This is a genomic window from Methylobacterium sp. Leaf89 (assembly GCF_001422215.1).
Lineage (GTDB): Bacteria > Pseudomonadota > Alphaproteobacteria > Rhizobiales > Beijerinckiaceae > Methylobacterium.
In genome coordinates this window covers 810,853-832,770 of record NZ_LMML01000028.1, presented here as the reverse complement: position 1 = coordinate 832,770, position 21,918 = coordinate 810,853, and the positions used below count along the sequence as shown (strand labels likewise).

Below are 21,918 nucleotides of genomic sequence, written 5' to 3'. Positions count from 1 at the left end.
GACGGGCCGACAGATCGCCCGGGTCCGCGCGGCCCCTATGGCCAAGCTGACAGTGCCGGTCCCCGGTCCGGCTGGCAAGCCGGGCGCCGGGGGCGGACGTCAATCGCGAGCAGGAACCGACCGATTGCGTCGCGGATGTGGCCGGGCGGGCTCCGGCGGCGCCTCAGCCGGGGGCGTCCGGGGCGGAGCGCTTGGCCCGGCGCAGGAACGGCAGCCCCGTGGAGGGCTGGCCGCGGGTCGCCTCGTGCATCTTCGCGATCCGGATGAAGCGGCCATAGGCGAGGACGCTGGCCATCACGAAACCGTCGAGGCCGGCGAGGAAGAAGCGCCGCAGGATGTAGAACTTCAGGAAGTTGAGGGGGTACTCGAACACCAGCCGCAGGCCGGTCTCGAAGCGCGAGCCGATCGGCTGCGTGTCGGCGGCGAGCTGCCCGACATAGTTCGACTTGGCGATGGCGTGGTTCCAGTCGCGAAAGGTGTGGTGCCAGACCACGGACCGGATCGTCACCGGCTTCGCGTCCGTGGTGATCGCGAGCTTGTCCCAGTTCGGGTTGTCGGTGGTGCGGGCCACCCGACGGTCGTACAGGTAGATGTTCTCGGTGCAGAAGGCCCAGGGCGAAGGGCGCGCGTGGTGCGGCAGCACCATCGCCTTGCGGACGATCATCAGGGACGGAATGTCGCCCCCCTGGAAGATCCCCCGGATCTCCCGCACGATCTCCGGCGTCAGGATCTCGTCGGCATCGACGCTGAAGACGTGGTCGTGCCGGCAGAGGTCCTCGCCGAAGCGCCGCTGCGGCCCGAACCCCTTCCAGGGGTTCACCACCACCCGCGCCCCGAGGGCCTCGGCGATGGACACGGTGGCGTCCGTCGAACCCGCGTCGATGACGAGGATCTCGCACCGGAGCGGCAGCACCGAGCGGAGGCAGGCCGCGATGCGGTCGGCCTCGTTCAGCGTCCGGATCAGGACGGTGAGCGGGATGGGGGCGTTCGGGTCCCGGTGCGGATCCACGGTCGGGCGGCCCGGCTCAATCGTCCATCTTCAGGGCGGCGATGAAGGCCTCCTGCGGGATCTCGACCTTGCCGAACTGGCGCATCTTCTTCTTGCCCTCCTTCTGCTTGTCGAGGAGCTTGCGCTTGCGCGAGATGTCGCCGCCGTAACACTTGGCGGTCACGTCCTTGGACAGGGCCTTGATGGTCTCGCGGGCGATGATCTTGCCGCCCAGCGCCGCCTGGACCGGGATCTGGAACAGGTGGCGGGGGATCAGGTCCTTCAGCTTCTCGCACATGGCGCGGCCGCGATGCTCGGCGCGGGTGCGGTGGACCAGCATCGAGAGGGCGTCCACCGGCTCGGCATTGACGAGAATCGACATCTTGACGAGGTCGCCCTCGCGGTAATCCGAGATGTGGTAGTCGAACGAGGCGTAGCCCTTGGAGATCGACTTCAAGCGATCGTAGAAATCGAACACCACTTCGTTGAGCGGCAGGTCGTAGACCACCATGGCGCGCTTGCCGACGTAGTTCAGATCGACCTGGGTCCCACGCCGGTCCTGGCAGAGCTTCAGGACGCCGCCGAGATACTCGTCGGGGGTGAGGATGGTGGCGCGGATCCACGGCTCCTCGATGGCGGTGATCTTCATCACGTCCGGCATGTCGGCTGGGTTGTGCAGCTCCTTGATCGTGCCGTCCGTCATCTGCAGGCGGTAGACCACGGAGGGCGCCGTGGAGATCAGGTCGAGGTTGAACTCGCGCTCCAGGCGCTCCTGGATGATCTCGAGGTGGAGCAGCCCGAGGAAGCCGCAGCGGAAGCCGAAGCCCAGCGCGGCGCTCGTCTCCATCTCGTAGGAGAACGACGCGTCGTTGAGCCGGAGCTTGCTCATGGCGCTGCGCAGGGTCTCGAACTCGGCCGCGTCCACCGGGAAGAGCCCGCAGAACACCACCGACTGCACGTCCTTGAAGCCCGGCAGCATCTCCTTGCAGGGGCGCTTGTCCTCGGTGAGCGTGTCGCCCACGCGGGTGTCGGCCACCTCCTTGATCGAGCCGGTGAAGAAACCGACCTCGCCGGGACCGAGCTCGCCGATATCGGCCATCTTCGGCCGGAACACGCCGATCTTGTCGACGCCGTGGACGGCATCGGCCCGCATCATGCGGATGTTCATGCCCTTCTTGAGCACGCCGTCGACGATGCGCACCAGCACGACGACGCCGAGATAGACGTCGTACCAGCTGTCGACGAGGAGCGCCTTCAAGGGCGCGTCGCGGTCGCCCTTGGGCGGCGGCAGGCGCGTCACGATCGCTTCCAGCACCGCCTCGATGTTGAGGCCGCTCTTGGCCGAGATCGCCACGGCCTCGGAGGCGTCGATGCCGATCACCTCCTCGATCTGGGCGCGGATGCGCTCGGGCTCGGCCGCCGGCAGGTCGATCTTGTTGAGGACGGGCACGATCTCGTGGTTGGCGTCCAGCGCCTGGTAGACGTTGGCCAGCGTCTGCGCCTCGACGCCCTGCGAGGCGTCCACCACCAGCAGCGAGCCCTCGCAGGCGGCGAGGCTCCGGGACACCTCGTAGGCGAAGTCGACGTGGCCGGGGGTGTCCATCAGGTTGAGGACGTAGTCCTTGCCGTCCTCGGCCCTGTATTCGAGCCGCACGGTCTGCGCCTTGATGGTGATGCCGCGCTCCTTCTCGATATCCATCGAGTCGAGCATCTGCTCGCTCATATCGCGCAAGGCCACGGTGCCGGTGGTCTGGATCAGGCGATCCGCGAGGGTCGACTTGCCGTGGTCGATATGGGCGACGATGGAGAAGTTGCGGATGTTGTCGATGGGGGTCGTTGTCATCGAGGATGCGATCTCCGGCGCGCGCGGCCCGCCGTCCAAGGGACGGACCCGGCGCACGGTTTCTTGGAATGGGAAACAGGTCGCCCGCAGATAGCAGTGCCGGCTCCGTGCGCCAAGCGCAGGCCCGGTGCGCCAAGCGCGCGCCGGACCCGGCCGGGGGCCGAGCCCGGCCCCGGGCTTGCGGCGGCCCGCGATTTCCGGCTGATTCCCCGCGCCCGCCGATTCGCGACGGTGGCCGCATCCTCGGAGCCGAGCCAGAACCATGAACCCGTTGGAGGGCGCCGGGCCGATGCCGGAGCTGGGCCACGTCCTCCTGGTGGAAGACGACGACGGCCTGCGCATCCTGGTGAGCCGGGCCCTGCGCGACAGCGGCTACCGGGTCACCGGATGCCGGAGCGGCGCCGAGATGTGGCGGCTCCTGCCGGAGGGCGGGATCGACCTGATCCTCCTCGACGTCATGCTGCCCGGTGCATCGGGCCTCGACCTGCTGCGCGCCCTGCGGGCCCGCTCCACCGTGCCGGTCATCGTCGTCAGCGCGCGCGGCGAGGAGGCGGACCGGGTGCTGGGCCTGGAACTCGGGGCCGACGACTACATCGCCAAGCCGTTCGGGCGCCCGGAGCTGCTCGCGCGCATCCGGGCGGTCCTGCGCCGCTCCGTCCTGGCGCCGGCGGCCTCCCTGGGCGGCGAGACCCTCGTCTTCGCGGGTTGGCGCCTCGACCTGCGCAGCCGGGCCCTGGTCGATCCGGACGGCGCCGGCGTCGACCTCTCGGGCGCGGAATACGACCTCCTGCTGGTGTTCCTCGACCATCCCGGGCGGGTCCTCGGCCGCGAGCAGATCCTCGAACTGTCCCGGGCCCGCCTCGGCTCGCCCTCCGACCGCAGCGTCGACACCCTCGTCAGCCGCCTGCGACGCAAGCTCGACCCGCCCGAGGGCGAACCGCCGGTGATCAAGACGGTGCGGGGGTCGGGCTACATGCTGGCCGCGAAGGTCGAGCGCCGGTGAGGCGCCTGTTCGCCCTGTCGCGCAGCCTGGAGGCCCGGACCCTCGTCGTCCTCCTCGTGGCCATCCTGGCGGTGCATGGCGGGGCCCTGCTGCTCTATCGCCGATCGGCGGCCGCCGCCTCCGCCGAGGCGTTCGCCGCCCAGGTGGCGACACAGCTCGCCCTGGCCCGCGAGGCGGTGATGCGGCGCCCGCCGGCGGCGCGCAACGCCGAGGCCCAGGCCCTGTCCAACCCCCATTTCGAGGTCGCCTGGACGGACGCCCCCGCCCCGGCCGGGCGACGGAGCGACCCGGCCCTGGAGCCCCTGCACCAGCGCCTGACCGCCCTCGACCCCAGCCTCGGCCCCAACCTCTCCCTGGTGATGGAGGGCGACGCGGACCCGCTCCACCGGCTCGATCTCGGCGGCACGCTGGCGCTCCCGGACGGCAGCCAGCTGACCTTCCACTCCGCCCACGCCTCGGGCATGGCGCTGAGCAATCCCTGGGCCATGCTGGCCACCGCGATGGCGATCCTGGTCGGCCTCGCCGCCGTGCTGCTGACCCACCGGATCGCCCGGCCCCTGCGGGCGCTCGGCCATCTCACCGGGCTGATCGGCCACGCCGTCGGCCAGGGCCGGGTGGTCCCGGTGCCCGAGGTCGGCCCCGACGAGACCCGCGCGATCGCCCGCGCCCTGAACGGCATGCAGATGCGCATCCGCGACCTCGTCACCGAGCGGACCCAGGCCCTCGCCGCCGTGTCCCACGACCTGCGCACGCCGATCGCGCGCCTGCGCCTGCGCCTCGACGGCGTCGCCGACGACGGGCAGCGGCACGCGATGGCGTCCGACCTCGACGACATGCAGGCGATGATCGACTCGACCCTGGCCTACCTGCGCGGCGATGCCGATCCGGAGGTCCGGCGGGTAACCAACGTCGCCAGCCTGCTGATGAGCATCGCCGATGCCGGGCAGGATGCCGGACACGCGGTGGTGTACGAGGGGCCCGGCCGGGCACTCGCCGCCATCCGGCCGGTGGCGCTCCGGCGCGCCCTGGACAACGTGGTCGACAACGCCGTCCGCTACGGGGACCGCGCCCGGATCGGCCTGGCGCTCGCGGACGCGAGCCTGGAGCTCTGGATCGACGACGACGGCCCCGGCCTGCCGGCCGACGCGGTCGACCGGGCCTTCGCGCCGTTCACCCGCCTGGAAACCTCCCGCAACCGCAACACCGGCGGGACCGGCCTCGGCCTGACCATCGCCCGCCGGGTGATCGAGGCCGAAGGCGGCCGCATCGGCCTGGAGACCCGGTCCGGCGGCGGCCTGCGGGTGCGGATCACCCTGCCGCGCCCGGTGGGCTGAGGCGGGATCGGATCGGCGACGCGGGCGCGCCGCCGCGTGCCACACTTCGTCACGGACCCGGCATCGGGCAGCCAAACGCCTCGGCTACATCAGGTCTCGACGCAGCCGACGGGGCTGCGGGACACGAGGACGAGACCATGTCGCGCATCAGCATCACCCTTCTCTCCCTGGCCCTGATGACCGCCCTGGCGGGACAGGCCTCCGCCACGGAGGGCAACGGAAACTCCGAGAACCCGTCGCAGGCCGTCCCGAATACCGGCGGCGTCTCGGGCGGCCCGAACCACCACACCGAGCGCGGCGCGTCCGCCACGGCGCCCGAGAGCGGCAAGCCCGTGCAGGCGGCCAAGGACGGCCACACCCACACCCACGCCAAAACGCACACGCACGACAAGAAGTGAGGGCGCGACGGAGCCTGCAGGGCCGAACGCCGATCCGAGCGTTCGGCCCGGCGCCCCCGGTCCCGCGCAGGGGTCCGGGCCCGCGCCTAATCCGCCGGCGCGCCGTCCCCGGCCCGGACCTGGGCCGCCATCGCCACCAGGGCCTTGCGCAGGGCGCCCATCTCGCGGACCGGCTCCGGGTAGAGCACCCGCGCGGTCCGGTCGCCGGTGAGGAGATCCATCCCCTCCGGGTCGAGGCCGGTGAGCCGCCACGGGCCGGGCTCGGCTCCGGCGGCCTGGGCATAGAGGGCGAGGGCGTCGGCGTGGTCGGCGTTCATGTGCGCGACGGCCCCTTCCTCCCCCGCCACCAGCCCTTCCGCGCCGGTGAGGTCGAGGCGCAGCTCGTCGGCCGTCAGCACGGCGGCCTTGGCGAACCCGCCGTTGAGGTGCCCGGCCGTGGGCGCGAGGGCGAAGAAGCCGAAATCGGGGAAGTCGGCGTAGAGCTTCGACTTCGGATGCCGGGCCACGAAGCGGGCGCGGGCCCGCGGCTCCAGGGTCTGGGTCACCCGTCCCGTGACGGTGAGGCGCGGATGGGCGAGCGGGTCGCCCTTGCCGCCGGCGCTGAACAGCAGCGAGGCGCGCGGGTCCTTCAGCAGGTTGCGGGTATGGGCCGAGAGCCGCGAGAGCAACATCAGGGGCGTGCCGTCGACATCCGTGGCGATGGTCACCAGGGAGGCGAAGGGCGTGCCGTCCTCCGGGTCGAGGGTGGCGAGCGCCCCGGAGCGGATGCTGCGCAGGAGATGGCGGGCGAGGCCGATCGCATCGAACGGCGCCTCGGAGGCCGGCAGCGGCACCGCCGGCCCGCGCCGCTCCCCCCCGGTCCTGGTCTCGCCTTCGGCCATCTTGGTCTCGCCCTCGGCCATGAAGATCCCCCTCGATTCGGTGCCCGCGGACCGGCGCTCAGGCCGCGTTCAGCCGCCGGATCATAGCCAGGGTTCGGGGCTCCGCACGAGGGCACCGGACTGCGGCCCGTTGGCATCAGTCAAGCGCCAAACGAACAAACGACCGAGGTCGCTCGCTTTTTCAGCATATTGCCATTACACAGCCTGACTCTCCGCGCGAACGCGGCCCGCCTCCCCGGCACGGTCGCCACCGCGTTTTTGCCGATCTCTGCCCTCTGTCCGCGACGGAGGATGGGGTGGGATGCGGAGGGGCTGGCGCCATCAGACGTCCGCCGAGCCGCATCCGAGCAACAGGACACGCGCATGCCGACCATCGCCCTCGTGGACGACGACCGAAACATCCTCACCTCCGTCTCGATCGCGCTCGAGACCGAGGGATACCGCATCCAGACCTACACCGACGGCGCCTCGGCGCTGGACGGCCTGAAGCATTCCCCGCCCGATCTCGCGATCTTCGACATCAAGATGCCGCGCATGGACGGGATGGAGCTTCTCAGGCGTCTGCGGCAGAAATCCGACCTTCCGGTGATCTTCCTGACCTCGAAGGACGAGGAGATCGACGAACTGTTCGGCCTGAAGATGGGCGCCGACGACTTCATCCATAAGCCGTTCTCGCAGCGCCTCCTCGTGGAGCGCGTGAAGGCCGTGCTCCGGCGCTTCGCTCCGAAGGACGGCCCGGGCGCCGCCGCCCGCGAGGCCGATGCCGCCGCCCGCTCCCTGGAGCGCGGCCTCCTGATGATGGACCCCGAGCGCCACACCTGCACCTGGAAGGGCGAGCCCGTCACCCTGACGGTGACGGAGTTCCTGATCCTGCAGGCCCTGGCCCATCGCCCCGGCGTCGTGAAGAGCCGCAACGCCCTGATGGATGCGGCCTACGACGACCAGGTCTACGTCGACGACCGCACCATCGACAGCCACATCAAGCGCCTGCGCAAGAAGTTCAAGGTCACCGACACGAGCTTCGACATGATCGAGACGCTCTACGGCGTCGGCTACCGCTTCAAGGAGAGCTGAGGCCCGGCCCGGGCCTCCATTCCCTCCCGCAACGCTGTTCCCTCACCACCGGACGCTCGTGGCCACCACAGATCAAGGCGAAATCCCGTCGCGCGGCATGCTGGGCTGGCCGCGCCAGATCTGGAACGGGATCGGCCAACGGGCCTCGTCGAGCCTGACGCGACGCATCGTCGTGCTCAACCTCGTCGGGCTGATCGCGCTCCTGTTCGGCTTCCTCTACCTGAACCAGTTCCGCCAGGGGCTGATCCAGGCGCGGGTGCAGAGCCTCCTGATCCAGGGCGAAATCATCGCCGGCGCCATCGCCTCCTCGGCCTCGGTCGAGACCGACACGATCCGGATCGACCCCGACAAGCTGCTCCAGCTCCAGGCCGGCGAGGCCGAAGAGCCTTCCTCCCCCCTCACCTTCTCGCTGAACCCGGAGCGGGTGGCCCCGCTGCTGCGGCGGCTGATCACGCCCACCGGCAACCGCGCCCGGGTCTACGACCAGGAGGGCGGCCTCCTGTTCGACACCCGCACCCTCTCGGCGCGGGGCGAGATGAATCGCAGCGACCCGGATGTCCGGCCACGCAAGCGCACCTGGCTGGAGAAGGCCTGGGAGGGCGTGCAGGCGAAGCTCGGGACGAAGCTCGGCGGCGACGGCGCGGCCCCCGGCGTCGAGGATGTCGGCCCGGCCAGCGGCCACGGCCTGAAGGAGGTCCAGGTGGCGCTCACGGGGGCCCGCGGCACCATCGTCCGCCGCAACCCGGCGGGCGAGACCATCGTCTCCGTGGCGGTGCCGATCCAGCGGGCCAACTCCGTGCGCGGCGCCCTGCTGCTGTCGACGCAAGGGGGCGACATCGACCGCGTCATCGCCTCGGAGCGCTTCGGCCTGCTGCAGGTCTTCCTGATCGCCGCGGCGGTGATGCTCGTCCTCTCGATCCTGCTCGCGGGCGCCATCGCGGGGCCGGTGCGGCGCCTCGCGGATGCGGCCGAGAAGGTGCGGCTGGGCATCAAGTCCCGCGAGGAGATCCCCGACTTCACCGGGCGCACCGACGAGATCGGCCACCTGTCGGGGGCCCTGCGCGACATGACCCAGGCGCTCTACCGCCGGATCGACGCCATCGAGAGCTTCGCGGCCGACGTGAGCCACGAGCTGAAGAACCCCCTCACCTCGCTCCGCAGCGCCGTCGAGACCCTGCCGCTGGCCAAATCCGATGATTCGCGCGGGCGCCTGCTCGCCATCATCCAGCACGACGTGAAGCGCCTCGACCGCCTGATCTCCGACATCTCCGATGCCTCGCGCCTCGATGCCGAGCTCGCCCGCGCCGAGGCCCGCCGGGTCGACATGCGCAAGCTGATGACCACCGTGGTCTCGGTGGCCAACGAGCGCCGGCGCCCGAAGGACGCGGCGATCCAGTTCGACGTGGACACGCCCGCGGGCGAGATGGACGCGCCCTTCACGATCTTCGGCCACGACAGCCGCCTCGGCCAGGTGGTGAACAACCTCCTCGACAACGCCCGCTCGTTCTCGCCCCCCGATGCCAAGGTGCGGGTGGCCCTGCGGCGGGTGCGCAGCGACGTCGAGCTCATCGTCGAGGACGAGGGCCCCGGCATCCCCGAGCACGCCCTGGAGCGGATCTTCGAGCGCTTCTACACCGACCGCCCGGAGCAGGGCTTCGGCCAGAATTCGGGCCTCGGCCTCTCGATCTCGCGCCAGATCGTCCAGGCTCATCGCGGCACGATCCGGGCCGAGAACCGGCCCGGCCCGGCCGACGAGGACGGCGAGCCGACGGTGCGCGGCGCCCGCTTCATCGTCCGCCTGCCGGCCGTGACCCGCTGAGCGGGGAGGCCGGCCGCGCCATGGGCGATCCGTCGAGCCGCACCGACTCGGTGCATGCCACCTGCATCGCGCTGGGCGACGCGGGCGTGCTCATCCGGGGAGCGTCGGGCGCCGGCAAGTCGACCCTCGCGCTCCTCCTCCTCGACCGGGCGGAGCTAATGCAGGGGTCGGCGCACCTCGTGGCCGACGATCGGGTCCGGCTCACCCGCGCGGGCGAAACCGTGGTGGCCCATGCCGACCCCGCCCTCGGCGACCGGATCGAGGTGCGGGGCCTCGGCCTGCTCCGGGTCGTCGAGGTCCTGCCCCGCGTTCCGGTTCGCCTGGTGGTCGACTGTGTCGCCGACGCCCCGCGCCTGCCCGAGAGCCCCTTGAGCCGCACGCCGCTCCTCGGCCTCGACCTGCCGGCCCTGCGCCTCGACGCGGCCCTGCTGCGCTCTGGCCTCGCGCCGCGCCTCGTGCTCGATGCCCTGGCCGCGTGCTCCGGCGTGGCAAGCGAGACGCACCGTCCGGTCTTGCGTCTGCCGCCGCTCCCGAGACCGTAGCGCCCGTGCCACCAGCGTGGCATGATGATGACGTTCGAGCACACAAAATGCCGCATTCACCTTGCGCTCGACCTTGCGCTGCACAAAATGGCGGCTCCGCTCACAAGGCGTTGGAACCCGCGTCGATGATTGGAATGGTGCTCGTCACCCACGGGCTATTGGCGACCGAGTTCAAGGCTGCCCTTGAGCATGTCGTCGGGCCGCAGAAACAGATCGAGACCATCACCATCGGTCCCGAGGACGATATGGAGCTGCGCCGGCTCGACATCATGAATGCGGTCAGCCGCGTGAATACCGGCAAGGGCGTCGTTGTGCTCACGGACATGTTCGGCGGCACGCCCTCGAACCTCGCCCTCTCGTGCATGAACGGCGGCCAGGTCGAGGTGGTGGCGGGCATCAACCTGCCCATGCTCATCAAGCTCGCCAGCGTGCGCGATGCCGAGCCCCTCGGCGACGCCGTCCTCCACGCCCAGGAGGCCGGCCGCAAGTACATCAACGTCGCGTCGCGCGTGTTGGCCGGCAAATAGGCTTTCTTCCCTTGCCGCCACGGCTTACAGGCAGTCTCGGGCCCCTGGCATGAGCGGTGGGCCGGCCGAGGCCGCAGGATGCGGCGCGGCGCGCCAGCGAGGGGACGGCCGACGCCCATGAGCTACGACGACGACGACGCCGAGGACAGCCTGCCGCCGGTGCCCGAGGGCGGGCTGATCCAGGTCCTTCCGATCATCAACCGGCGCGGCCTGCATGCCCGGGCCTCGGCCAAGTTCGTCCAGACCGTCGAGCGCTTCGATGCCGCCGTCACGGTGACCCGTTCGGGCGAGACGGTGGGGGGCCGCTCGATCATGGGCCTCCTCACCCTCGGCGCCGCGCAGGGGACCTCGATCGCGGTGGTGACCTCGGGCGGCGACGCGGAGGCCTGCATGACGGCGATCAGCGACCTCCTCGCCAACAGGTTCGGCGAGGACGAGTAGGCGGAGGGGCGCGGCGCGCTCCCCTCAGGCGCGGCGGCCGAACCGCTCCGGCACCCCCTCGCCCGCGACCTGTCGCCAGAGAACGGCCTGCGCGCCGTGGCCGAGCGTGATCGTGGCCGCGACGATGGCATCGTCCCGCCGGGTCAGGGCGACCGTGGCCTGCCGACGCTGCGCGAACAGCCGCGTCACCACCCGCACCAGGGCCGCCTCCGACGGATCGCCGATGATCGGGGCGGACGAGACCTCGGCATCGAGGAGCAGGAACTCCTCCACCGCATCACGGACGAGGCCCGGCTCGCTGACCCGCTCGACCTGCGCCGGGTTCGCCCGCACGCCGACGAGGCTGTGGGCCGGGATCCCGGCGCGGCGCGGGACGGCCCGGAGTGGGGCGATGGCGGTCTCCGGCCTAGGCGCGGCCACGGGCTCGAGCGCCAGGACGGCGCGGGGACGCAAACGGCGCAGGCAATCGGCCACGGCCGCGCGCACGGGCTCGAAGCAGGCCGGGGCGATGGCCGGGGTGAGCGTCGTGCCATGGGGCTGCCAGAGGCCGATCCGCTCCTGGCCCCAGAGGGTGTGCGGCATCGCCAGCGGCAGCACGGCGGCGAGCTGGTCGGGCCCCTGCCCGGTCGCCCAGGCGAGGGCGAAGACGAGGTCGCGCCCTCCCGCCTGATGCTGGGCCACCGACAGCAGGTGGTCGGGATCGGACAGGACCGGATCGGCGACCCGGGCGCGCACCAGCAGCGCACGCCACGCCGCGATCTCCGCCTCACTCACCGCCGCCGCCCGGCGCAGGTCGACGCGCCAGGACACGGATGCCCCGATCGGCGAAGCGGGCGCGCGCTCGGTGGCATCGGCCAGAGAAGTGCCGGCCACCGAACCCGCGACCACCGAACCTTCGGCCGCTGCGCCGCCCTCGATCACCGTGAAGCGCTGTCTCATGTCCCGATCCGATCCCGCCGACGTCCCATTCCGGGACACTGGGGCGCCCCGAGGCGCCAGTCGGCATTAAGATTTCAAGATCGGTGCCGCCCGTTTCCGGACGGGGTGCCTCCTAGAGCATTTTCAAACGAGGTGGATTCCGGCTCGCGTGAAGAAAATGCGACCACACAATAGATCAGGGCAATTTCGGCAATCCAGAGATCACCGAAATTGCCCTAGCCGCCCGGAATCGCCAGGGGATTGTGGGTCAGCGCCGCCGCGTCGGGCGCATCGATGCGCGGCCGTCCGAGGAAGGCGTCCCACAGGCGGGTGACGAAGGCCGGGTCGAGGTCGCGCAGGATCAGGACGAGGCGCGAGCGATGGTCGGCATCGGGCCAGGCCTCGAGATGGACCGGGGCGTGGATCACGTGCTGCACCCCGTGCACCACCAGCGGCCGGTCGGGGGCATCGGCCAGGGCCACGAGCCCCTTCAGGCGCAGCAGGTTCGGACCGTGGGCCGAGCGCAGGAGATCGAGGAACATCTCGAAGGCGGCCCGGGGCACGGGCACGTCGCTGGTCAGGCTGAAGGCCCGGATCGCGGCATCGTGCCGGTTCACGTCGTGCCGGTGGTGGCCGTGGTGGTGGTGCCCCGCGTGGTCGTGCCCGTGATGGGCCTCGCGCGCGGCCTCTTCGCCGAGCCAGGCGCGCACGTCATCGCTCTTGCCGTCGAGGCCGAACAGGCCGCCGAGGAGCTCGGCGGGCGCCACCGCGGCCGCGTGCAGGGGCGCCGTCGGGTTCAGGGCCCGCAGGCGCGCCTCCAGGGCGCGGCCGTCATCCTCCGCCAGATCCCGTTTCGTCACCACGATCTGGTCGGCCACCGCCACCTGCCGCACGGCTTCGGCATGGGCGTCGAGGGTCGCGGCGCCGTTGACCGCGTCGACCACGGTGACGACGCCCTGCAGGCGGTACCGGATGACGAGATAGGGGTGGTAGATCAGCGCGTGCAGGATCGGGGCGGGGTCGGCGAGGCCCGTCGTCTCGATCACCACCCGGCGGAAGGGCTGGATGCGGCCGTTGTCGCGCTTGCGCAGCAGGTCTTCCAGCGTCGCGATGAGATCGCCCCGCACCGTGCAGCACAGGCAGCCCGCCCCCAGCAGGACCATGTCCTCGTCGATCCGCTCGATCAGCAGATGGTCGAGGCCGATCTCGCCGAACTCGTTGACGATGACCACGGTGTCGGCCAGCGCCGGATCGCGCAGCATCCGGTTCAGCAGCGTCGTCTTGCCGGCTCCGAGGAAGCCGGTGAGGACGGTGAGCGGGATCGGCTCGGGCGCGCGGGGATCGGGCTTGGACAGGTCGGTCATCCCCCTGACCTAGCCCTCCGGGCGGCGGCGCTCAATCCTCGTGGGTGTTATAATGTTACAGAACACACACGTGTGGGGTTGGCGCATGGGGCTGAAGCAGGGCCGTCGTCCCGGAACGCATGATGTAACGCATACCGTCATTCCGGGGCGCCGAAGGCGAGCCCGGAATCCAGAACCGCTGACTGTGGACAGTCCTGCACCCTCGGCGTGTCTGGATTCCGGGCTCCGCTCCGCGGCCCCGGAATGACGTGGGGCTGAAACGGGCCCGTGGGCGAGGCCGGCCGCACTGCGCGAACCGCCCCCCGAAACCGTCCTACTCGTCCGCCTGGGCCTTGCTGGCCGCCTTGGTCGCCTTCGCCTTGGCGGCGGCACCGGCCGGCTTGTTCTCGGCCTTGGCACCCGCCTTGGGGGCCGCCTTCGCCGCCGGCTTCTTGACCGCGCCGACCTTCAGCTTCGGCGCGCCCTCCATCACGGGCGTCGACTCGGCGGGGGCGTAGGCGCTGGCCGTGGCCGGGACGCCGGCCTTGCCGCGGGCGAGGGCCTTCTTCGGCTCGGGCCTGGCGGCGGCCTTCGGGGCGGGGGCGGCCGCCTTGGCCTGGTGGGCGGCCTCGCGCTTGGCCGCGACCGCCTCGAGCTTGGCCTTGCGAGCCTCCGCGAGCTTGGCGGCCTTCTCGGCCTTCTCGGCCTCTTCCTGCTCGTTCAGCGCGATGGCGCCCTCGGCCGGGTCGCGGCCGATCCAGACCAGGATCGGCTGCAGCGGGGCGCGGGGCGGCAGGGCGCGGTTGCGCAGGGCGGCGCTGTTCATGGTGGCGAAGGCCAGCGCCGCGGAGGGCGGGGCGGCGGCGGCCATCAGCTGCGCGTTGGCGTTGTCGGCGCTGGCGCCCGCGGCGCTCGCGCTGGCCGTGATGGCGCCCTGGCCCTCGTCCACCGGCATCGGCTTCTTGCGGTCGCAGATGTAGGGCCGCATGTCCGGCGGCTCCGAGAGGCCGGAGGACGGCAGGGCGTCGAGGGTCTGGGCGCCCCAGCCGGGGGACTGGCTGAAGCCGTAATCGAACAGGTCGGCCGCCTTCAGGTCGCGCTCGCGGGCGCTGGGCTGGCCCATCACCACGGTGAGGATGCGGCGTCCGTTGCGGGTCGCGGTCGCCACCACGTTGAAGCCGCCCGAGCAGATGAAGCCGGTCTTCATGCCGTCGGCGCCGGCATAGCGGCCCAGGAGACCGTTGTGGTTGGCCATCACCGAGCGGCCGAACTGGATCGCGCTGATCGAGAACAGCGCGCGGCTCTCGGGGAAGTCGCGGATCAGGGCGCGCCCGAGGACCGCCATGTCGCGCGCCGAGGTCCATTGCCGGGCATCGGGCAGGCCGTTGGGGTTGGTCCAGCGGCTCTCGCGCATGCCGATGCGCTGGGCGGTCTCGTTCATCATCTGGGCGAAGCCCTCGACGGAGCCTCCGAGATTCTCGCCGATCGCCCAGGCCACGTCGTTGGCCGACTTGACCATGATGATCTTCAGGGCGTTGTCGAGGGTGAGCTTGGTGCCCGGGCGGAACCCCATCTTCGAGGGCGGCTCGGCGGCGGCCGCCGGCGAGATGGTCAGGAGCGTGTCGAGGGAGAGCTTGCCCTGCCGGACGAGGTCCAGGGCGACGTAGGTCGTCATCAGCTTGGTGATGGAGGCCGGGAACCACGGGTCCGTGGCCGCCTGCCCGTAGATCACCTTGCCGGAATCGACATCGACCACGAGGATCGGTGCGGTGGTGGCGCTCGCGGAACCCGCACCCAGCAGGCCCGCCGCCACCGCGAGACCGACGACGAGGCGCCTCAACAATCCGTTCGACATCAGGCCTGTCTCAAGAAGGAACGCCCCGGCCCGATCGATGATCGGCCCTGGCGGGAAGCCGGTCAACGGCCAAGCTGGCATGCCACCCCTCCGGGAGCGGCGGCAAGCGCGCCTCGCCGGATCGTGACACGGTCTCCACAAAGCCGCGTTCCGTGGCAGGAGCATGGCAGAGCCTCTCGCAGACGCGAGAGGCCGGCGGAATCATGGTATACCGCCACCCTCCGCATGGGTGGGGGCCGCCGGGCCCCGTGGTGCCCGCGCCGGGGACCGCTTATGTGCGCGTAAGGCGCTTATCGCGGCCGACGGATGTTTCAGAGGATGGGGTGCGCTTGGCCCGGACGGTTCGCCGGGGCGGGTGCCGAGGACGTGATGGCGTACGCAGTCAAGGAACTGTTCCACACCCTGCAGGGCGAGGGCGCGCAGGCCGGCCGCGCGGCGGTGTTCTGCCGCTTTGCCGGCTGCAATCTCTGGTCGGGCCGCGAGGAGGACCGCGCCACAGCGGCCTGCCGGTTCTGCGACACCGACTTCGTCGGGATGGATGGCGAGGGCGGCGGGCGCTTTTCCACGGCGCCGGACCTGGCCGACGCCATCGCGAAGACCTGGGCCGGCGGGCCGCGTCACCGCTACGTCGTGTTCACCGGCGGCGAGCCGCTGCTCCAGCTCGACGACGCCCTGATCGCGGCCGTCCACGCAGCCGGCTTCGAGATCGCGGTGGAGACCAACGGCACCCTGGCGGCCCCGGCCGGGATCGACTGGATCTGCGTCAGCCCCAAGGCCGGCAACCCGATCGTCCAGCGCAGCGGGCACGAGCTCAAGCTCGTCTTCCCGCAGGCGGAGGCGGGACCGGAGGCCTTCGCGGATCTCGACTTCCGCCACCACTGGCTCCAGCCCATGGACGGGCCGGACCGGCTCGCCCACACCGCCGAGGCGGTCGCCTATTGCCGGCGCGACGCGCGCTGGCGCCTCTCGCTCCAGACGCACAAGATCATCGGGATTCCTTGAGGATCCCGGAGGATCCCGCCCGCTCGCACCATGAAGATTGCTCGATGAAGATCACCCAAGCCTTCACCTTCGAGGCGGCCCACCGCCTGCCGAACGTGCCCGAGACCCATCGCTGCCACCGCATGCACGGGCATTCCTACCGGGTCGAGCTCACCCTCTCGGGGGCCGTCGATCCGGCCAGCGGCTGGGTGGTGGATTTCTTCGACGTCGAGCACGCCTTCGCGCCGGTGCTGGCGCGCCTCGACCATTACTGCCTCAACGAGATCGAGGGGCTGGAGAACCCCACCGCCGAGCACATCGCGGCCTGGATCTGGGACCGCACCAAGGCGGCGCTGCCGGCCCTCTCCTCCGTGAAGGTCTACGAGACGCCGATGTCCTGGGCCGAGTACGAGGGCGAGAGCCAGCGATGAGCGCGGGACGCGCCCTGGTCCTGTTCTCGGGGGGCCAGGATTCCACCACCTGCCTCGCCTGGGCCCTGGAGCGCTTCGCGCATGTCGAGACCCTCGGCTTCGATTACGGCCAGCGCCACCGGATCGAACTCGACTGCCGGGACGCCCTGCGGACGGGGATCGCGGCCCTGAAACCCGAATGGGCCGCGCGCCTCGGCGACGACCATACGCTCGCCCTCGACGCCCTGGGCCAGGTCTCCGAGACGGCCCTCACCCGGGACACCGCCATCGCGTTCGAGGCGGACGGATTGCCCAACACCTTCGTGCCGGGCCGCAACCTCCTGTTCCTCACCTTCGCGGCGGCGCTGGCCTATCGCCGCGCGCTGACGCACCTCGTCGGCGGCATGTGCGAGACCGACTATTCGGGCTACCCGGATTGCCGGGACGACACCATCAAGGCGCTGCAGGTGGCGCTGAACCTCGGCATGGACCGGCGCTTCGTCCTGCACACACCCTTGATGTGGATCGACAAGGCCGAGACCTGGGCCCTGGCCCGGGACCTCGGCGGACAGCCGCTGGTCGATCTCGTCGTCGAAGACAGCCACACCTGCTACCTCGGCACCCGCGGGGACCGCCATCCCTGGGGACACGGCTGCGGCCAGTGCCCGGCCTGTGATCTGCGGGCCCGGGGCTATGCCAAGTTCGTCGCCGAACCGGTCGCCTGAACCGCCGGCGCCCGGGCCGCGATCCGGTCGAGGAGGACGTGCGGCACCGTCAGGGCCGACAGCATCCGCAGGGTGAGGCACAGCAGGGTGGCGGCGGGGTCGTCCGTGCCGGCGGCGTAGAGCGGCCACAGGGCTGCGCCGAGCAGGAGGGTCAGGCCGAACACCGGCAGCGACGCGCGGACGGCCTTGCCCATCGTGTCGATGCCCGGCGCCCGGGTCGGATCGCGCACAAGCGCCCGCATGTGCCGGGGACCGTGGAGTCCGACGAAGTACAGGGTGAAGGCGGTGAGCGGCGGCAGCAGCCAGAAGGCGGCCGCCAGGGCGGCCATCTCGCCGCGCACGGACCAGGGTCGCCGCCCCGCGAACACCCAGGAGGCCGTGAGGGCGAGCCAGACCCAGGACGCCGCCACCCACCAGCCGGGAAGCTCCGGCATCGGCACCCGCGTGACGGCCGCGAACAGCCCGGCGGTCTCCTCGAGCCGCAGCAGCGCCGGCAGCGCGACCGGCAGCCCCCCGCGCACCAGGACCTCGAGGGGCCGGTCCGGGCCGGCATCCTCCTCGCCGAAATGCAGGACCGACAGGGCGAGGAAGCCCGCCAGGGTCGCCAGCGGGGCGACCTGCCAGGCGAGCAGGACCAGGCCCGCGAGGCCCAGATACGGAACCGCGAAGATCCCGAACCAGGCCCATCCGAAGCGGGGGCGCAGCAGGGGCGCCGCCACGGCCCCGTCCAGGGCGCCGTGCGGCACGCCGAGCCCGATCACCACGAGGAGGGCCGCGAGCCAGGACGCCTCGCGCGGCAGGGCCGCGGAGGCGACGAGGGCGAGCGCCGCGCCGGCCCCCGCCAGGGGCAGGAGCCCCGCGAGGGAGGCGCGCGCCGCCATCCGGATCAGGCCGCCCGGCGCAGGGGCTTGGCCGTGACCGTGCCTTCGGCGAGGTCCCGGTCGACGGCCCGCGTGGTCTGCAGCGTCGCCATCACGCCGTAGACCACCTTCGCGGTCAGATCGAGGATCGCCACCACGGCCAGGGCCACGGCGGGGGACAGGAAGCTGAGGCCGTCCTGGCCGACGAGGAGCACCACCGGATAGGCGCACCAGACTGCCGAGAGGAACACGGCGTTGCGCAGGAAGGCGGAGCGAACATCGGCCCGTTCGGTGGCGTTCTCCTCCCGCAGCTGCACGAAGATCCCGTAGAACACGGCCAGGAACGCGCCGCAGGAGATGGCGAACCAGGTCCACTTCACCCAGGCGACCGTCGAGAGGCCGAAGGCCAGGGCGGTGACGATCATGATCAGGTCGGAGCCGACGAGGCCCCAGACGACGGCCGGACGGCGCATCCCCGAATGCATCGCCGTGCGGGCGAGGCCGACGAGCAGCAGGGGCGTGGTGAAGGTCCAGTCGATGTAGCGGGCGAAGTAGAACTGCCGCGCGGCGTCGGCCGCTTCCGGACCGGCCGGCAGGGCGATGCTCCCCTGCCCCGTCGCCATGGCGAAGTAGGAACAGGCCGCGATGATCGGCACGATCCCGTGGATGATGGCATCCGCCTCCTCCGCGGGGGTCCGCCGCTTCCCGAGGAACAGAATCGCGGCGGCACCGGCCGCCATGCCCGCGAAGCCGAGCCAAAGCCAGAATTGAGGCGTCATCAACATCTCGTTGCTACAGGGATGAAAGGCTCGCCCCGAACGTGGCGGCACCCCTGCCCAAGTTGCCTCGGCGTCGATCGTTGCACGGAGAAGAGGTCACAGTCGGGTGAGACCGGAAGGCCTCCGCCGAGCCATGCGCGAAATGCAGGGGCAGGACCGGAAAGCCGGCCTCGGCAGCCAGCAAATCGGCAGCGACGATCGCGGATGCGAGCCGCGGCGCCGCCCCGGAGCGACCCTGCCCCCCCTTCACGCCGGAGCCGCAGATCCAGGCCGCAATACCGAGCGCCGCGATTCGCCCTCTTGGGCAAGCCGACGCCCAATAGTGCAGTAAAGAACAGAGTTCTGTTTTAATCCGCTATCACGAAAAGTTTATTACTAGGAGATCCATTGGAATTTCTGTTGCAGATAGATCACTGCAGCATTGGAAAGCGGCGGATCTGCTTCGGAATACGACGCCTGAACGCCGCAAGATCTATGCATGGTCGCAAGGGATCGGCATGTCGAGGGTGGGCGGGCACCGTCCCTCCATCCCGAAAGTCCTGAACCCGAAGGCCCTTTGCCGATGCTCAAGACGCTGCTCCTGGCCGGCGGTGCCGCCGCGCTTCTCTCCAGCGCCGCCGCCGCCGCCGACCTGCCCCGCCGTCAGGCCCCCCCGCCGGTCTTCACGCCCATCCCGGTCTTCACCTGGACGGGCGCCTATTTCGGTATCAATGCCGGCTACGCCTTCAGCGAGAACGACACCATCCGCACCACGGGCATCAACACCCCCGGCGGCGCGCAGCTGCAGAACAACGTCGTCAACGGTCTGCGTCAGGCGTCCGTGCGGAATGCGTCGGAAGGATTCACCGGCGGCGGCCAGGTCGGCTACAACTATCAGTTCACCCCGGGCAGCGGCATCGTGGTCGGCCTCGAAGCCGATGCGCAATACACCGACCTCCAGCGCACCACGACCCAGGTCATCTTCAACCCGGTCTTCAACCCGAACCAGCTGACCAACAGCTACCGCACCGAGCTGTCGTTCCTCGGCACCGTCCGCGGCCGGATCGGCTACGCCTTCGACAAGTTCCTGATCTACGGGACCGGCGGCTTCGCCTACGGCGACGTCACCCAGCGCATCACCTTCACCACCGGCCTGCCCGTCACCTATGCGGGGTCGCGCTCCAATATCGAGACCGGCTACGCCTATGGCGGCGGCATCGAGTACGCCCTGCCCACGGACTCGTTCTTCAACTTCTTCAAGTCCAGCGCCGTGACCCTCAAGGCCGAATACCTGCGCTACGATCTCGGCAGCCGCAATCTGCTCGTCGCCAGCGTCGGCGGTCCCGGTGTCGGCTACAACAGCCGCATCTCCACCGAGGGCAGCCTCGTCCGCGCCGGCCTGAACTACAAGTTCGGCAGCTACTAGGCCCGACCCGGCCGACACCCCGGGAATCGCGCCCGGGGTGTCGGCTCCGTTGTCTCCCGACCTCGATCCGTTTGCCCGTGGGGTGCGCCCGTGATGAGACCGAACCTGCTGCTCCTCGGCGGTATCGCCGCCCTCGCCTGCTCGACGCCTGCGAAGGCCGAACCCGAGACGCAGGCCATCGTCGACGCCCTGTTCAAGGCCGGCGGCAATCAGCCGAACGTGCGCGGGAGCGGGGCCAAGGGCGTCTGCGTCACGGGCAGCTTCACGCCCTCGGCCGAAGCGCAGGGCCTGTCCAAGGCGCCGCACTTCAGCCGCGCCCCCGGGAAGCCCCTGCCGGTGACGGCCCGCTTCTCCATGGGGGGCAGCAACCCGAAGGTCTCCGACAAGGCCAAGCCCGTCACGCGCGGCTTCTCCATGCGGATCAACCACTCCACCGGCGACATGGTGTTCGTGTTCATCTCGGCCCCGGTCTTCGGCTCCAAGACTCCGCAGCAATTGCTCGATTTCGCCAGCGTGCGGGCGCCGGGACCGGACGGAAAACCGGATGCCGAGAAGATCAAGGCGTTCGGGGTGGCCAACCCCGAGACGACCCGGCAGGCCGCCTGGCTCAACGCGCGCCCGGTGCCGGCGAGCTACGCGGGCGTCGATTACTGGGGCGTCCACGCCTACACGCTCACCGACGCCGCCGGAAAAGCCACGGTGGCCAAGCTGAAGACGGTGGCGACGGCGGGCCAGCTCGGCCTCACGGACGACGAGGCCAAGGCCAAGCCCGACGCGTTCTACGCCGACGAATTGACGGCGCGTCTCGCGCAGGGGCCGGCGACGTTCGACCTCGTGGCGATCCTCGGCGAGCCAGGCGATCCGACCCAGGATCCCACCGTCCTCTGGCCCGAGGAGAATCGCAAGTCGGTCAAGCTCGGCACCCTGGCGATCGCCGCCCTCGCGCCGGCCGCCACCTGCGACGCGGCGACCTTCGATCCGGTGGTCGACCTGCCCGCGGGCGTGGCCGGCCCCGCCGACGACCCGATGTTCGCCATCCGCTCGCCGGCCTACGCGATCTCGCTGTCGCGGCGGTCGAACTGAGGCCAAGCACCCGACCGGGGCGGTCCCGGACGGGCGATGGCGGGATGCCGGCCCGGGACCGCCTGTGGTGCGGAGCGACCCCCGTACGGCGGCACCCGGGTCGCGATGGGCGCCCGCATCGCGACCGGGCGATCCGCGCCCGGTCCGCGCCCTAAGCCCAGGCCCGGAGCCCCTCCGGCGTCGTGAATTCGGGGGGCCGGACGTCGCGGGCGGCGCCGCGCATCGCGTCGATGCCCTTCGGGAAACCGCTCCGGCTCCGATAATCCGCACGGACGCGCTCCGAGGGCGCCAGGGGGGCGTCGGACAGGGCCTGGGCGCAGAGCACGTCGATCACGCCGACGCCCGCCAGGGCGCCGAGGGCGATGCCGGTGTTGGCGCGGTGGCGCGGATCGCCCGTGAGGCCGGGCAGGACGGTGGCGACGTCGAGGACGTCGCCGGCCACCCGGGCCCAGATCCACGGCGTCGGATCGTGGGAGCCGAGGATGCCGGCGCCCTGGACGATCTCACGCACACCGTAGGCGCGCACCAGCGCGCCGGCGCGGGGCATGCCGAGCCAGCGCGCGATGGCGTCGCCGCAGGTCAGCTCGGTGATCCCGAGGGCGAGGGAGAACCAGCCGAGGCCCTGCGCCACCTGGCGCGTGGCCGGATCGGGCCGGCGCCGGCGGTCCGAGGACAGCCGGGCGGGCGGGACTTCGGGCCTCATCCGACC

At 71.1% G+C, this 21,918-nt stretch carries 22 protein-coding genes; 13 read left to right on the top strand and 9 right to left on the bottom strand.

Annotated features, from left to right (window positions below; genetic code table 11):
- Window positions 1-163: 163 nt before the first annotated feature.
- Both ASF18_RS15075 and lepA read right to left on the bottom strand, forming a co-directional pair.
- On the bottom strand, window positions 164-1,009 hold the full coding sequence (locus ASF18_RS15075) for a glycosyltransferase family 2 protein (protein ID WP_082487559.1): 846 nt from the start codon (window positions 1,007-1,009) through the stop codon (window positions 164-166).
- 16 nt (window positions 1,010-1,025) lie between these two features.
- Entirely contained in the window at window positions 1,026-2,831 is a 1,806-nt protein-coding gene (gene lepA / locus ASF18_RS15070; protein ID WP_056215406.1) for a translation elongation factor 4, read from the bottom strand.
- A gap of 262 nt (window positions 2,832-3,093) precedes the next feature.
- Here lepA and ASF18_RS15065 point away from each other — a divergent pair, with 262 nt between their 5' ends.
- The 3 genes from ASF18_RS15065 (at window position 3,094) to ASF18_RS15055 (ending at window position 5,566) form a co-directional block, all read left to right on the top strand.
- A complete protein-coding gene (locus ASF18_RS15065) occupies window positions 3,094-3,834 on the top strand; it encodes a response regulator transcription factor (protein WP_056352644.1) in 741 nt (246 codons plus the stop codon).
- Window positions 3,831-5,168, top strand: coding sequence for an ATP-binding protein (locus ASF18_RS15060; protein ID WP_056352643.1), 1,338 nt, complete (start codon window positions 3,831-3,833; stop codon window positions 5,166-5,168). The genes ASF18_RS15065 and ASF18_RS15060 overlap by 4 nt, the downstream gene beginning before the upstream one ends.
- Before the next feature lie 137 nt (window positions 5,169-5,305).
- Window positions 5,306-5,566, top strand: coding sequence for a hypothetical protein (locus tag ASF18_RS15055; protein WP_056275544.1), 261 nt, complete (start codon window positions 5,306-5,308; stop codon window positions 5,564-5,566).
- Window positions 5,567-5,652: 86 nt separating this feature from the next.
- On the opposite strand, the gene ASF18_RS15050 is transcribed toward ASF18_RS15055, so the two are convergent.
- Window positions 5,653-6,468: a DUF2470 domain-containing protein gene (locus tag ASF18_RS15050; protein ID WP_200917608.1), complete on the bottom strand. Its 816-nt coding sequence runs from the start codon at window positions 6,466-6,468 to the stop codon at window positions 5,653-5,655.
- Window positions 6,469-6,810: 342 nt separating this feature from the next.
- Between ASF18_RS15050 and ASF18_RS15045 the strand changes: the two genes are divergently transcribed.
- The 5 genes from ASF18_RS15045 to ASF18_RS15025 all read left to right on the top strand — a co-directional run bounded on the left by ASF18_RS15045 (window position 6,811) and on the right by ASF18_RS15025 (window position 10,850).
- Window positions 6,811-7,521, top strand: a complete 711-nt coding sequence (locus tag ASF18_RS15045; protein WP_055947774.1) for a response regulator transcription factor — start codon at window positions 6,811-6,813, stop codon at window positions 7,519-7,521.
- A 97-nt stretch (window positions 7,522-7,618) separates the two neighbouring features.
- A complete protein-coding gene (locus tag ASF18_RS15040) occupies window positions 7,619-9,340 on the top strand; it encodes a sensor histidine kinase (RefSeq protein WP_082487557.1) in 1,722 nt (573 codons plus the stop codon).
- Between the two features lie 20 nt (window positions 9,341-9,360).
- Window positions 9,361-9,882: an HPr kinase/phosphatase C-terminal domain-containing protein gene (locus tag ASF18_RS15035; protein ID WP_056352638.1), complete on the top strand. Its 522-nt coding sequence runs from the start codon at window positions 9,361-9,363 to the stop codon at window positions 9,880-9,882.
- Between the two features lie 125 nt (window positions 9,883-10,007).
- Complete coding sequence (locus ASF18_RS15030) at window positions 10,008-10,409, top strand: PTS sugar transporter subunit IIA (RefSeq protein WP_055947765.1); 402 nt, start codon at window positions 10,008-10,010, stop codon at window positions 10,407-10,409.
- Between the two features lie 117 nt (window positions 10,410-10,526).
- Window positions 10,527-10,850: an HPr family phosphocarrier protein gene (locus ASF18_RS15025; protein WP_056352636.1), complete on the top strand. Its 324-nt coding sequence runs from the start codon at window positions 10,527-10,529 to the stop codon at window positions 10,848-10,850.
- Window positions 10,851-10,874: 24 nt separating this feature from the next.
- Here ASF18_RS15025 and ASF18_RS15020 read toward each other — a convergent pair whose 3' ends face one another.
- The 3 genes from ASF18_RS15020 to ASF18_RS15010 all read right to left on the bottom strand — a co-directional run bounded on the left by ASF18_RS15020 (window position 10,875) and on the right by ASF18_RS15010 (window position 14,966).
- A complete protein-coding gene (locus tag ASF18_RS15020) occupies window positions 10,875-11,789 on the bottom strand; it encodes a hypothetical protein (RefSeq protein ID WP_056352634.1) in 915 nt (304 codons plus the stop codon).
- Between the two features lie 215 nt (window positions 11,790-12,004).
- Window positions 12,005-13,132, bottom strand: a complete 1,128-nt coding sequence (locus tag ASF18_RS15015) for a GTP-binding protein (RefSeq protein ID WP_056275534.1) — start codon at window positions 13,130-13,132, stop codon at window positions 12,005-12,007.
- Between the two features lie 313 nt (window positions 13,133-13,445).
- Window positions 13,446-14,966 carry a D-alanyl-D-alanine carboxypeptidase family protein gene (locus tag ASF18_RS15010; RefSeq protein WP_056352633.1) on the bottom strand — a complete coding sequence of 507 codons (1,521 nt, stop codon included), beginning with the start codon at window positions 14,964-14,966 and terminating at the stop codon, window positions 13,446-13,448.
- Between the two features lie 369 nt (window positions 14,967-15,335).
- On the opposite strand from ASF18_RS15010, the gene queE reads away from it, so the two are divergent.
- From queE to queC, 3 genes are read left to right on the top strand one after another with little or no spacing between them, the layout of a single operon-like run.
- Complete coding sequence (gene queE / locus ASF18_RS15005; RefSeq protein ID WP_056352631.1) at window positions 15,336-15,968, top strand: 7-carboxy-7-deazaguanine synthase; 633 nt, start codon at window positions 15,336-15,338, stop codon at window positions 15,966-15,968.
- 44 nt (window positions 15,969-16,012) lie between these two features.
- Entirely contained in the window at window positions 16,013-16,378 is a 366-nt protein-coding gene (gene queD, locus ASF18_RS15000) for a 6-carboxytetrahydropterin synthase QueD (RefSeq protein ID WP_056215059.1), read from the top strand.
- The gene (gene queC, locus ASF18_RS14995) at window positions 16,375-17,082 is read left to right on the top strand and encodes a 7-cyano-7-deazaguanine synthase QueC (protein WP_056352629.1); all 708 of its coding nucleotides are present in this window, start codon (window positions 16,375-16,377) and stop codon (window positions 17,080-17,082) included. The genes queD and queC overlap by 4 nt, the downstream gene beginning before the upstream one ends.
- On the opposite strand, the gene ASF18_RS14990 is transcribed toward queC, so the two are convergent.
- Window positions 17,049-17,963 (bottom strand): Brp/Blh family beta-carotene 15,15'-dioxygenase, encoded by a 915-nt coding sequence (locus ASF18_RS14990; protein ID WP_056352627.1) that lies wholly within the window; start codon window positions 17,961-17,963, stop codon window positions 17,049-17,051. The genes queC and ASF18_RS14990 overlap by 34 nt on opposite strands.
- A 5-nt stretch (window positions 17,964-17,968) precedes the next feature.
- Complete coding sequence (locus tag ASF18_RS14985; RefSeq protein ID WP_056352624.1) at window positions 17,969-18,721, bottom strand: bacteriorhodopsin; 753 nt, start codon at window positions 18,719-18,721, stop codon at window positions 17,969-17,971.
- 562 nt (window positions 18,722-19,283) lie between these two features.
- On the opposite strand from ASF18_RS14985, the gene ASF18_RS14980 reads away from it, so the two are divergent.
- Together ASF18_RS14980 and ASF18_RS14975 are read left to right on the top strand one after the other, a co-directional pair.
- Window positions 19,284-20,126 (top strand): porin family protein, encoded by an 843-nt coding sequence (locus tag ASF18_RS14980; RefSeq protein WP_056352622.1) that lies wholly within the window; start codon window positions 19,284-19,286, stop codon window positions 20,124-20,126.
- A 93-nt stretch (window positions 20,127-20,219) separates the two neighbouring features.
- On the top strand, window positions 20,220-21,209 hold the full coding sequence (locus ASF18_RS14975; protein ID WP_056352620.1) for a catalase family peroxidase: 990 nt from the start codon (window positions 20,220-20,222) through the stop codon (window positions 21,207-21,209).
- Window positions 21,210-21,360: 151 nt separating this feature from the next.
- Here ASF18_RS14975 and ASF18_RS14970 read toward each other — a convergent pair whose 3' ends face one another.
- Entirely contained in the window at window positions 21,361-21,912 is a 552-nt protein-coding gene (locus ASF18_RS14970) for a hypothetical protein (protein WP_056275507.1), read from the bottom strand.
- Between the last annotated feature and the right edge of the window lie 6 nt (window positions 21,913-21,918).